This window comes from Collimonas rhizosphaerae, assembly GCF_038896935.1.
Taxonomy (GTDB): Bacteria; Pseudomonadota; Gammaproteobacteria; order Burkholderiales; family Burkholderiaceae_D; genus Collimonas; species Collimonas rhizosphaerae.
The window spans coordinates 1-11965 of the sequence record NZ_JBANDC010000039.1; the positions used below are offsets into that span (position 1 = coordinate 1).

Here is an 11965-nt window from a genome sequence, read left to right on the forward strand (position 1 = left end):
ACGGCTTGAAGCAGACGCTGGGCGAATCGGCCGGCACCCAGACTTTCGATTCGGTCATGCAGTCGGATGTGATCATGATCATCGGCGCCAATCCTGCTTCCGGCCATCCGGTGTTTGCCTCTCAGATGAAACGCCGCCTGCGCCAGGGCGCCAAGCTGATCGTGGTCGATCCGCGCACCACTGAAATGGTGAAGTCGCCGCACGTTGAAGCCGATTACCACCTCAAGCTGCGGCCCGGCACCAATGTCGCGGTAGTCACAGCCTTGGCTCATGTGATCCTTTCGGAAGGCCTGGAGCAAGCCGATTTCATCGCCGAGCGCTGCGACCGGCAATCGTATGCCGACTGGAAGGCATTCGTGCTGCGCCCGGACAATTCGCCGGAAGCGATGGAAACCGTCACCGGCATACCGGCGGCAGAGATGCGCGGCGCCGCGCGGCTGTTCGCCACTGCAGGCAACGGCGCGATCTACTACGGCCTGGGCGTCACCGAGCATGCACAGGGTTCGACCACCGTGATCGGCATCGCCAACCTGGCCATGGTCACCGGCAACGTCGGCCGCGAAGGCGTCGGCGTCAATCCGCTGCGCGGCCAGAACAATGTGCAGGGCGCTTGCGACATGGGTTCCTTCCCGCATGAGTTGCCAGGCTACCGCCATATCTCGGACAGCACCGCCCGCAGCGAATTCGAACAAGCCTGGGGTGTCACCCTGAGCCCGGAACCGGGGTTACGTATCCCAAACATGTTCGACGCCGCCATGGACGGCAGTTTCATGGGACTGTATTGCGAAGGCGAGGACATCGTGCAGTCTGATCCGAATACCCAGCATGTAACGGCGGCGCTGTCGAACATGGAATGCATCGTGGTGCAAGACATTTTCCTCAACGAGACAGCCAAATATGCGCATGTCTTCCTGCCGGGATCGTCGTTCCTGGAAAAGGACGGTACGTTCACCAATGCCGAACGGCGCATTTCGCGCGTGCGCAAGGTGATGCCTGCAAAGGCTGGCTTGTCGGACTGGGAAGTCACGATCGCCCTGGCCAAGGCGCTGGGCTATGAAATGCCGTACAAGCACCCGTCCGAAATCATGGATGAAATCGCGGCGCTGACGCCGACCTTCCATGGCGTCAGCTACGCCAAGCTGGAAAAGCTTGGCAGCATCCAATGGCCATGCAATGACGCGGCGCCGGATGGCACGCCGATCATGCACATTGACGAGTTCGTACGCGGCAAGGGCAAGTTCATCAATACCCAATACATCGCCACCGATGAAAAAGTCACGCAAAAATATCCGCTGATCCTGACCACCGGACGCATCCTGTCGCAATACAACGTCGGCGCCCAGACCCGGCGTACCGAGAATGTGCAGTGGCACGGCGAAGACCGGCTGGAAATCCATCCGCACGACGCCGAGGACCGCGGCATACGCGAAGACGACTGGGTCGGCATTGAGTCGCGTGCAGGGCAGACGGTATTGCGGGCGACGGTGACGGAGCGGGTGCAGCCTGGCGTGGTGTACACCACCTTCCACTTTCCGGAATCGGGCGCGAATGTGATCACTACCGATAATTCCGACTGGGCTACCAATTGTCCGGAGTACAAGGTCACGGCAGTCCAGGTGATGCCGGTGGCGCAGCCGTCCGAATGGCAGCAGCAATACAGCCGCTTCAACCGCGAGCAGCTTGGGCTGCTGGCGGGCGAGGCTGGCCAGTTGGCGGATGTGGTAAGCAAATGAAGCGATCCAGCAAGGGAAAAAAATGAATCCGGACAACCTTATCAAAATGGCGAACCAGATCGGCAGCTTCTTTGAAACCATGCCGGACAGGGAGCAGGCGCAAAGCGACATCGCCAGCCACATCAAGCGCTTCTGGGAGCCGCGCATGCGGCGTTCCCTGCTGCAGTATGTGGATCAGCACGACGGCGCGGACCTGATGGACATTGTGCTGGAGACCCTGCGCAGCCATCGCGCAGCGGTGCTCTGACCGGCGCCTGCGATTTGTGATTTTCCTTATATTAACTTGGAGTAAAGTTAAATTCCTGACAAATAAGAATAACCCAGACCGCTTGGGTTTTTGCTATAATGCCCACTGTACTGGCAATTCTCGGACTGCGTGTAACGATTTATCCAAACGATCATCGTCCAGCCCACGTTCATGTTATCGGGTGCGGATGCGAAGCAGTGTTTAACCTGCATTGCCCGGACGGGCCAGCCGAATTGCGAGAGAATTATGCGTTTTCCCCAGAGAGAGTTGAACAAGATTGCGAGCGGGCTCAATACCTGCCTGGCTGCTCTTTGCGACAAGTGGAGTCAGATCATGGACATTACCGATAAGGCTTTTGAAGCGGCCAGCCAGCGCGCCGCCGCTACCCGGAAAGCATTCCCTGCAGCGGTGGAGGTGCGTTATGATCGCCGCGCAGCGCGCATCGTCATTGTGCTTGCCTCCGGCCTGGAGCTGGCATTTTCTCCCAAGCACGTGCAAGGCCTGGAGCATGCGCACCAGGCCGAGCTTGCCGACGCCGAAATTACGCCTTCCGGCCTGGGGATTCATTTTCCGCACCTGGATGCGGACTTGTACCTGCCTGCATTGCTTGAAGGTTTTCTCGGATCAAAACGCTGGATGGCGTCCGAGATCGGCAAAATGGGCGGCAAGATATCCACCGAGGCGAAAGCCAAGGCCGCACGCGAAAACGGCAAGCTGGGCGGACGGCCCAGGAAAACAAAAGAGTTGAAGGCGGCCTAGGAGCCTGTCCCTAGGGCTTCAATTTGAAACGGGTAAACGTTTCAATCAGCTGAGCGCCGTCGCTCATCAGAAAATTCTCGAAAGCTATCGCCACCGGCGGCAGCTGCTTGTGCTGGCGGTGCACCACGTACCAGTTCAGCATCGCCGGAAAACCCTGGACGTCGAGCACCACCAGGTTGCCGACCTGCAGTTCCAGGCTGATGGTGTGGACCGACAGGAAACTGACGCCCATGCCGGCGATCACCGCCTGCTTGATGGTTTCAAAACTCTTGATCTCCATGGCCACATTGAGCTGCGCCAGGTGGTCGCCAAAACTCTCCTGCATGGAATTCCAGGTATCCGAGCCTCTTTCGCGCACGATGAACGGCTCGCGCATCAGGCGCGCCATCGGAATCCGTTTCTTGCCCGCCAGCGGATGCTGGGGCGAGGCCACGATGACGTAAGGGTGGGGCGCGAAGGCGCGCCGTACCATGCCGGGGTCTTCCGGCGGCCTGACCATGATCGCCAGGTCGGTCTGGTTATCCTGCAGGTTGCGCAGCAGCTCCTCGCGGTTATGCACGGTCAGCTTGAGGCTGACGTTTTCATGGCGGCGCTGGAACTCTGCCAGCAGGCGCGGGAAAAAATAATCGCCGGCGCTGATCACGGCGACATTCAGCCTGCCGCCGGACACGCCTTTCAGCTGCGCCATGGCGTCTTCGGCTTCACGAAACTGCTGGATGATCAAACGCCCGTGCCGCAGCATTTCCACGCCCGCGGCGGTCAGGTAGATCTTCTTTCCCAATTGCTCGAACAAGGGCAAGCCTGCATGCTCCTCAAGCTGCTTGACCTGCAGCGACACGGCCGGCTGCGTCAGGTGCAGTTCTTCAGCCGCCCGCGAGTAGCTGAGATGGCGCGCCACGGTCTCGAAGGTTTTCAGCTGTCGCAGCGTAGCGTTCTTCATTCCGGCCTCCTTTTATATTATAAGTATGTGCTAATGATTATGCACAAAAACTTTAACTATGACTAATGATTTATTTTCCCTACCATGGCTTCAAGTCTGGAGATAAATGCAGATGAACCCGTCAGGCAGTTCCAATCACTGAAACGTGTATTTAGGAGGAAATGAATCATGGCCAGCATCACCATCGAGCGTACCTTTTTTGACCCTGCCGAAGAAACATCGCTGTATGCCTACAACGCCGCTTTCCACGAGCTGGGCTTGAGCTGGCACTGGGATTACGACATCTACCGTTCACTGCTGGCAGGCGCCGGCGAAAAGAACGTGATCTGCACCTACATCGAAACCCATCAGCGTCATTTGCTGAATGCCTACGACGCCGATTTCCTGATCAAGGCGATCGAATGCGCCAGGGCGCAATGCCTGGAAAACATCAAGGCTTCCGGCAGCCAGCCGGGCTTCAGCGTCAACTGGGCGGAAGTGCAGCGGGCCGAAGTCGGCGTCTGAAGCAGCACGGTTTTCGATACAGGCGCGGGGCCGCAAAAGCAGCCGCAAGCGCCAAGTTGCATGTGAATTAATGAATTCGACTTGCTCCAGGCCTGCCCGGTATTTTTTTTAGGAACAGAAAACTACTAATCTTGACCGCAGTCAAGGATCGCCGGCACAAGTCCTCGCACAATCAGTGCGACCATGCATTTTCCGCGATTGCTGCAAAAGACGGCGACGCGGACGGATAAGGAATGCATGGTGGACATAGAACTCATGGTCGCCCATGCGCAATGCTAGGCACAATGCAGTGTTCATGGCGACGTAGAAAACCAACCATAATTTGGAGACGGAGACATGAATCAAGACAGTGCCCTGGGGGGCAAGGTATCGAATTCCCATCGATGGTGGCAGCTTGTGATGGGAATCATCTGCATGGCCATGATTGCCAACCTGCAGTACGGTTGGACCTTGTTTGTCAATCCTATTTCTGAAAAATACGGCTGGAGCAAGGCCGCGATCCAGATAGCCTTTACCGTGTTCGTGCTGACCGAGACCTGGCTGGTGCCTATCGAAGGCTACCTGGTCGACAAGCTGGGCCCGCGTCCGGTGGTGCTGGTGGGCGGCATCCTGTGCGGCCTTGGCTGGGTATTGAATTCCTACGCATCTTCCTTGCCGATGCTGTACATCGCGGCCGCCATCAGCGGCGTCGGCGCCGGCGCCGTGTACGGCACCTGCGTCGGCAATGCGCTGAAATGGTTTCCGGACCGGCGAGGGCTGGCGGCGGGGCTTACCGCGGCCGGCTTCGGCGCCGGCTCGGCGATCACCATCATCCCGATTTCGGCCATGATCAAGAGCAGCGGTTATGAAGCCGCATTCTTCTACTTCGGCATCGGCCAAGGCGTGATCGTGTTCCTGATCGCGCTGGGGCTGAAGGCGGCGCCGAGCTACCTGAAGAAGGGCAGCGCAGCCTTGAAGATCAAGGTGCAGCAGGGCCGGCGCGACTACCGGCCAAGCGAAGTGCTGCGGCAGCCGGTGTTCTGGATCATGTACCTGATGTTCGTCACGGTCGCCGCCGGCGGCCTGATGGCGACGGCGCAGCTGGGGCCGATCGCCAAGGATTTCAAGGTCATGGACGTGCCGGTCAACATCATGGGCCTGGTCTTGCCTGCGCTGACTTTTGCACTGGCCATCGACCGCGTCCTGAACGGACTGACGCGGCCGTTCTTCGGCTGGGTGTCGGACCAGATCGGACGCGAACAGACCATGTTCATCTGCTTTGCGCTGGAATCGTTCGGCATCCTGATGCTGTATAAATTCGGCGCCGATCCGCTGCTGTTCGTGATCCTTACCGGCCTGGTGTTCTTCGCCTGGGGCGAAATCTATAGCCTGTTCCCGTCTACCTGTGCCGACACGTTCGGCAGCAAGTATGCGGCGGCCAACGCAGGTCTCTTGTATACCGCCAAAGGCACCGCGGCTCTGCTGGTGCCATTTTCCAGCATGCTGACCGCGGCCACCGGCAGCTGGGAAGCGGTGTTTGTCGTCAGCAGCGTGATGAATGCGGTAGCTGCCTTGCTGGCGTGGTTTGTATTGAAGCCGATGCGAAAGGCGATCATGGATGAATCGATTCCGGAACACGAAGTGAAAGAAGCAGAACTGAAAGCGCTAGGCCGCGTTCCTGACCGCCTGGTCTGACCATCATCGGATCTTGTCCAAAGGTTCTTGAGGGCGATCCCCTCAAGAACCTGGACGGATAAGGCAGTCCGCATCAGCGCTCCGGTTCTCGCGTCATTCTCTCGCGCCATTTTATCCATATAGCAGCAGCTTGCCCGCATCCGCAACCGGATGCGACAGGGCAGGTGTGCGCCAAATATTTACATGGCTTGCCTACTGTCCTGGGGCGATGCCGTCACATTCTTAACAGGTCGGGGAAGATTGAAAATGATACAGCGCTGGCTACGGTTTACATACCAAAACACGATCCGCTTCGGCACCCTGGAAGGCAAGCGGGTCCAGATATGGGAGGGCGCCATGTTCGCGGCGCCGAAGCCGTCCGGCTTGTTTGTCGACCTGGCCGAGGTGAAGGTGCTGATGCCGACCCAGCCCAGCAAGATCCTGGCGCTGTGGAACAACTTCGGCGCGCTCGGCGCCAAGCTGAACCTGGCGCGGCCGGCCGAGCCGCTGTACCTGATCAAGTCGCCGAATTCTTACCTGGATCCGCAGGAAACCATCCGCCAGCCGGCCGCCGGCGGCAAGGTGGTGTTCGAGGGCGAGCTGGGCATCGTGGTCGGCAAGACCGCCAGCCGGGTCGCCGAAGCCGAGGCCGGCAAATACATCTTTGGCTATACCTGCGCCAACGACGTCACAGTCGCCGACATCCTGAACCGCGACCCGTCGTTTGCACAGTGGGTGCGCGCCAAGGGCTGCGACACCTTCTGCCCGTTCGGGCCGGTGGTGGCCAGCGGGCTGGATCCGGCAACGCTGACAGTCAGGACCATCTTGAACGGCGAAGTGCGGCAGGATTACCCGGTCAGCGACATGCTGTTTTCAGCGGCGCAGCTGGTAAGCCTGATTTCCCAGGACATGACGCTTTATCCCGGCGACATCATCTTGTGCGGCACCTCGGTCGGGGTCGGCTCGATGAAACCGGGCAGCACAGTGGAAATCGAGATCGAAGGCATTGGCAAGCTCAGCAACCGTTTTGAGTAGGCACAAGCTGCAGCAGGGCCTCCAGGTTTTTTATTACTAGTACGGAGCAATCATGAAAATCGCAATTGTAGGAGCCGGCGCCATTGGCGGCTATGTCGGCGCCAAGCTGTCGCTGGCCGGCGAAGACGTCACGTTTATCGTGCGCGGCGCCAACCTCGACGCCATCAGCCGCAACGGCATGAAGCTGATCCTGGAGGATGGCTCGGAACACATCGCCCGGGCCAAGGCCACCGACAACTACCGGCTGGCCGGGCGCCAGGACCTGGTGATCCTGGCGCTCAAGGCGCACCAGCTGGAAAGCATCGCCGACCAGCTGCATCACTTGCTGGGGCCGGAGACGGCGATCGTCACCATGCAGAACGGCATTCCTTATTGGTACTTCCACAAGAATGGCGGCGCGCTGGAAGGCAGCATTCTGAAAACGGTCGACCCGACCGGCGAGATCAGCGAAAAAATCCCGGCATCGCGGGTCATCGGCTGTGTGGTGTATCCGGCCTCCGAGCTGATAGCGCCGGGCGTGGTGCGCCATTTTGAAGGCGAACGTTTTCCCTTGGGAGAGCTGGACGGTTCCCACAGCGAACGCGTGACGCGCATTTCAGAATGCTTCGTGAAGGCCGGCTTCAAGGCGCCGGTGCTGGACGACATCCGTTCTGAAATCTGGCTCAAGCTGTGGGGCAACCTGAGTTTCAATCCGATCAGCGCGCTGACCCATTCGACGCTGGTCGACATCTGCCAGTTTCCATTGTCGCGCGCACTGGCTGCTGCGCTGATGACCGAGGCCCAGGCCATCGCCCACAAACTCGGGATCACCTTCCGCGTACCGCTCGACAAGCGGATCGCCGGCGCCGAGAAAATCGGCAAGCATAAAACCTCGATGCTGAAAGATGTGGAAGCAGGGCGCGCGCTGGAAATCGATGCGCTGGTAGGTTCGGTGATCGAACTGGCGCGCCTGACGCATACGCCGACGCCGCATCTCGATACGGTCTACGCCTTGGTGAAATTGCTGGCCAAGACCTTCGAGGAAGAGCGCGGCCAGCTGCAGCTGCAGCGCGTCGCCTGAAGCGCGGCGCATGGCTGATCCGGCGCGGCGGCAAAGTGGGCAATCTTAACCGTCGTCAAGGATTAAGCCAGGAAATTCTCGCAAAATGAATCATGGCGCAAGTTCCGTATATTGCGGCCACAGGGATATTTGCGGTAGCACCAGAATAATATGTATTCAATAACAAGCACCCATAATAAATAAGCATCCTAAAATCATCAGGAGACAAGATACATGGACACCAGTAACGCCAAGCGAGCTCCTAATCGTTGGATTCAACTGATTATCGGCATCATCTGCATGGGCTTGGTCGCCAATCTGCAATATGCCTGGACATTATTCGTCAATCCCATGGATGCCAAGCATCATTGGGGCCAGGCGGCAATTCAACTATCGTTTTCCATTTTCATCGTGACTGAAACCTGGCTGGTGCCGATCGAGGGCTGGCTGGTCGACAAATTCGGCCCGCGCCCGGTGATCGCCATGGGCGCGCTGTTTGCCGGCGCCGGATGGGTGATCAACTCGATGGCGACCAACCTGTTCGAACTGTATGCGGCGGCGATCATCTCGGGCATAGGCGCCGGCTGCGTCTACGGCACCTGCGTCGGCAATGCGCTGAAATGGTTCCCCGACCGGCGCGGCCTGGCGGCTGGCCTGACCGCTGCCGGCTTCGGCGCCGGCGCCGCGGTGACAGTGATCCCGATCGCCAACATGATCCAGTCGTCCGGCTACGAAAGGGCGTTCCTGTTCTTCGGCATCCTGCAAGGCGTATGCATTTTCCTGCTGGCCTTGATGATGGTGAGGCCGGTGCCGCCCGCGGGCGTGGCGGCGTCCAAAAAGATCACCATGACAAAAATCGACTACACGGCCGGACAGATGATCAAGACGCCGGTGTTCTGGCTGATCTATGTGCTGTTCGTCGCCGTCGCCGCCGGCGGCCTGATGGCCACCGCGCAGCTGGCGCCGATCGCCAAGGATTTCGGCATCGCCAAGCTGCCGATGACGCTGCTGGGCGTGACCTTGCCGTTGCTCACCATGACGCTGTCCATCGACAATCTTTGCAACGGCTTCACACGGCCGCTGTGCGGCTTCATATCCGACAAGATCGGCCGTGAAAACACCATGTTCATCGTTTTCATCGGTGAAGGCGTGGCCTTGCTGGGGTTGATGGAATACGGCCATAACCCGTATGCCTTCATGCTGTTTGCGGCCTTGGTGTTCCTGTTCTGGGGCGAGATATTTTCCATCTTCCCGGCGATCTGCGCCGACACCTTCGGCAGCAAGTTCGCCGCCGGCAATGCGGGTACGCTTTACACCGCGAAGGGCACCGCGGCCTTGCTGGTGCCGCTGACTTCGGTGCTGTCCGCCGGCGGCGCCTGGAACCGGGTATTCCTTGCCGCCTCCATCATCACCATCGGCGCCGGCCTGGTCGCCAAATTCGTGCTGGCGCCGATGCGCAAGCGCTGGGTCGACAAGGGAGTTCCTGCCTATTCCTCAGCGTTCGATCCGCACGCAGCGGCTGCGGTGAAACGTTCGACTTGATCCTGGTGCGCGGGGCGGCGCCTGGCGTCGTCCCGCGGCTGCCTATTTCTGCCTATTGCGGCCAATCTGTCACAGCGAAAGCATGATCTTGCCGATATGCGCATTGGTTTCCATCAGCGCATGGGCCTGCGCAGCCTGTTCGAGCGGGAAAGTCTGGAAAATCACCGGCTTGATTTTCCCGCTCTCCAGCAGCGGCCAGACATGGCTGCGCAACTGGCTGGCAATGGCTGCCTTGAACGCTACCGGCCTGGGCCGCAGGGTTGATCCGGTCACCGTCAGCCGGCGCAGCAGGACCTGGCCGAAATGGACGTTTGCCTTGGCGCCGCCAAGCATGGCGATGAACACCAGCCTGCCGTCGTCGGCCAGGCAGTTCAGCTCGCGCTGGATATAGTCGCCCGCCACCATGTCGAGAATCACATCCACGCCTTTGCCTTGGGTCAGGCTCTTGACTGTCTCGACAAAATCTTCCGTGCGGTAATTGATGCCGCGTTCCGCTCCCAGCACTTCGCAGGCGCGGCATTTTTCGTCTGAGCCGGCGGTGGCGAATACCCGGTGTCCCAGCGCGGTAGCGATCTGGATCGCGGCGACGCCGATGCCGGAAGTGCCGCCCTGGACCAGCAAGGTTTCGCCCGGCGCCAGCCGGCAGCGGTCAAATACATTGCTCCATACGGTAAAAAAGGTTTCCGGCAGCGAGGCCGCTTCCAGCACGCTCCAGCCGGCAGGAACCGGCAGGCACAGCGCTGCCGGCGCCGTACAGTATTCGGCGTAGGCGCCGCCCTGGACCAGCGCGCACGCCAGGTCGCCTTTGCGCCAGGTGGTATCGCTGAAATCGCCGTCGACAATTTCTCCCGCGATTTCCAGACCGGGTAGTGTGGAGGCGCCGGGCGGCACGGGATAGTGGCCGGCGCGCTGCAATACGTCTGGACGATTGACGCCGGCGGCTTGCACTTTGATCAGCAGTTCGCCGGGCTTGAAGGCAGGCACGGGCTGTTCGCTGACCTGCAAGACTTCTGGTCCGCCGAAGGCGGTGATGTTGATGGCGCGCATGGAATCCGATCCCGGTAGTTGGCAACCGGATCAGTCTACGAAGATGTCGAGGACCGCGCATTGATCGGGCTCAATCTTCCCGATTTAGACCTGGACTTTCCTTGATGATATAACCTGACCGGATATCTATATTATGTTGCGGCGCGGGAGCACTGTTCCGGAAGATTGCCGAGGGCTATGAATCGGCTGCCAAAAATAAAACAGCCGATCGATGATCGGCTGTTTTTTGCTACACCTGCAGGCGTCACCGGAGTGAGCTCGCATCGCCGGGAATTACAGGCCCCAGGTGTAGGTGGCGTCTGTCTTGTCGCCGGTCGTTGCTGCGTCGAGGGACTCGCGCAGGTCGACTGCCAGAAGAGTCGCGGCTACAGCATAGGCGATGCCTGCCACTTTTGCGGAAAAACCAGTGCTGCTTGCCGGGGTGTAGCTGTTGGTTGCTGTAGTCACGGTAGTGCTCCTGTCAAAGTAAGAATCTCTTATGCTGCTTTGCATTATATATTTTGAATAATGACTTTTCTAATGACATTATCCAATAACAGGTATGCCATCTGTCAATATCTCGCGCTGCAATATAAGAGGATCTGCCAGGAATACAACAGTATTAGGTCGATGCGGCCAGGTTTGAGGGCTGTGGAGGCTGGATTCAGCGTTTCGGCGGCGTCCTGTATACACAGAGTATGCACGATGCCGTCTGTTGTTTAAATTTGCTTAGATTTTTCCCTGGTGTTTCAACCTGCTCAGGGTCTCCGGGGAAATATTCAAGTAAGTCGCAAGTTCTTTTTTCGGCATGCGGTCATACAGGTCAGGATGCTTGCGCAAGAAGCGGTGCACGCGGCCTGGCGCATCCAGCAAGTGCAAGGTGATGGTGTGCGCCATGATTTCGCTCATCAGGCGCATCACTTCGTATTCAAAGGCTTGCTTGAGTTTCGGATGCTTGTCCATGAACGCCGCCCATTGCTGCAATGGCAGTTTGGCAACCCGCGCCTTGGATACGCACACGATGCTGTACGGAGTCGGCGTCTTCAGGCGCCACGCGGCGTAGCTGGTCTCCATGTCGCGCTCGTCGGCGAAGCGCAGGATCATTTCCTTGGCTTGCTGGTTTGTCACCACGCGCTTGAGGATGCCGTCCAGGATGAAATATTGCTCCATCTCATGGATGCCCTGGTGCAGCAGAATTTCTCCTTTACCGCCATCCACTACGATCAGATGCGATTCCAACTCGAGCATTTCGCTCTCGTCCAAGTCTTTTAAAACATTATTTTGCCTGAGCTGAACACGAATGATGTTTTTCTCTGGATGGTTTTCTATGAGGGTCATGTAGGCGTTTTAAGGGATGGTCGACAGCTGTGAAGATGATGCGTGAAAACTTGACCGAGGTCAATGCTGTCCTGTCTATGAGCTGGCTAAGATGGCATCAAGCTAAAGCAATGCAAGAGGTATTGCGGAGGCAGATAACCGATAACAGG

Annotated in this window: 13 protein-coding genes; 9 read left to right on the plus strand and 4 right to left on the minus strand. The window is 58.6% G+C overall.

The window, feature by feature from the left end:
• From fdhF to V8G57_RS26010, 4 genes are all read left to right on the plus strand, one after another.
• A partial coding sequence (gene fdhF, locus V8G57_RS26000) for a formate dehydrogenase subunit alpha (protein ID WP_342831921.1) occupies positions 1 to 1733 on the plus strand: 1733 nt, incomplete at its 5' end.
• 22 nt (positions 1734 to 1755) lie between these two features.
• Entirely contained in the window at positions 1756 to 1980 is a 225-nt protein-coding gene (locus V8G57_RS26005; protein ID WP_092402287.1) for a formate dehydrogenase subunit delta, read from the plus strand.
• A 98-nt stretch (positions 1981 to 2078) separates the two neighbouring features.
• Positions 2079 to 2330 carry a DUF4160 domain-containing protein gene (locus V8G57_RS26330; protein ID WP_425458333.1) on the plus strand — a complete coding sequence of 84 codons (252 nt, stop codon included), beginning with the start codon at positions 2079 to 2081 and terminating at the stop codon, positions 2328 to 2330.
• A complete protein-coding gene (locus tag V8G57_RS26010; protein ID WP_342831924.1) occupies positions 2314 to 2739 on the plus strand; it encodes a DUF2442 domain-containing protein in 426 nt (141 codons plus the stop codon). Before V8G57_RS26330 ends, V8G57_RS26010 begins: the two co-directional genes overlap by 17 nt.
• Positions 2740 to 2749: 10 nt before the next feature.
• On the opposite strand, the gene V8G57_RS26015 is transcribed toward V8G57_RS26010, so the two are convergent.
• A complete protein-coding gene (locus tag V8G57_RS26015) occupies positions 2750 to 3679 on the minus strand; it encodes a LysR family transcriptional regulator (protein ID WP_092402278.1) in 930 nt (309 codons plus the stop codon).
• Positions 3680 to 3847: 168 nt separating this feature from the next.
• On the opposite strand from V8G57_RS26015, the gene V8G57_RS26020 reads away from it, so the two are divergent.
• From V8G57_RS26020 to oxlT (V8G57_RS26040), 5 genes are all read left to right on the plus strand, one after another.
• On the plus strand, positions 3848 to 4183 hold the full coding sequence (locus V8G57_RS26020) for an HAD family hydrolase (RefSeq protein ID WP_092402274.1): 336 nt from the start codon (positions 3848 to 3850) through the stop codon (positions 4181 to 4183).
• A 336-nt stretch (positions 4184 to 4519) separates the two neighbouring features.
• A complete protein-coding gene (gene oxlT, locus V8G57_RS26025) occupies positions 4520 to 5857 on the plus strand; it encodes an oxalate/formate MFS antiporter (protein ID WP_092402271.1) in 1338 nt (445 codons plus the stop codon).
• Positions 5858 to 6103: 246 nt separating this feature from the next.
• Positions 6104 to 6871, plus strand: coding sequence for a fumarylacetoacetate hydrolase family protein (locus tag V8G57_RS26030; protein WP_342831926.1), 768 nt, complete (start codon positions 6104 to 6106; stop codon positions 6869 to 6871).
• A gap of 52 nt (positions 6872 to 6923) precedes the next feature.
• Positions 6924 to 7931 carry a 2-dehydropantoate 2-reductase gene (locus V8G57_RS26035; RefSeq protein ID WP_342831927.1) on the plus strand — a complete coding sequence of 336 codons (1008 nt, stop codon included), beginning with the start codon at positions 6924 to 6926 and terminating at the stop codon, positions 7929 to 7931.
• 213 nt (positions 7932 to 8144) lie between these two features.
• Entirely contained in the window at positions 8145 to 9452 is a 1308-nt protein-coding gene (oxlT, locus tag V8G57_RS26040; RefSeq protein ID WP_092402262.1) for an oxalate/formate MFS antiporter, read from the plus strand.
• Positions 9453 to 9521: 69 nt separating this feature from the next.
• On the opposite strand, the gene V8G57_RS26045 is transcribed toward oxlT (V8G57_RS26040), so the two are convergent.
• The 3 genes from V8G57_RS26045 to V8G57_RS26055 form a co-directional block, all read right to left on the minus strand.
• Complete coding sequence (locus V8G57_RS26045; RefSeq protein ID WP_342831928.1) at positions 9522 to 10499, minus strand: NAD(P)H-quinone oxidoreductase; 978 nt, start codon at positions 10497 to 10499, stop codon at positions 9522 to 9524.
• 273 nt (positions 10500 to 10772) lie between these two features.
• Positions 10773 to 10946, minus strand: coding sequence for a hypothetical protein (locus tag V8G57_RS26050; protein WP_175501155.1), 174 nt, complete (start codon positions 10944 to 10946; stop codon positions 10773 to 10775).
• Between the two features lie 261 nt (positions 10947 to 11207).
• Positions 11208 to 11816, minus strand: a complete 609-nt coding sequence (locus V8G57_RS26055; protein ID WP_014006000.1) for a Crp/Fnr family transcriptional regulator — start codon at positions 11814 to 11816, stop codon at positions 11208 to 11210.
• Positions 11817 to 11965 lie beyond the last annotated feature (149 nt).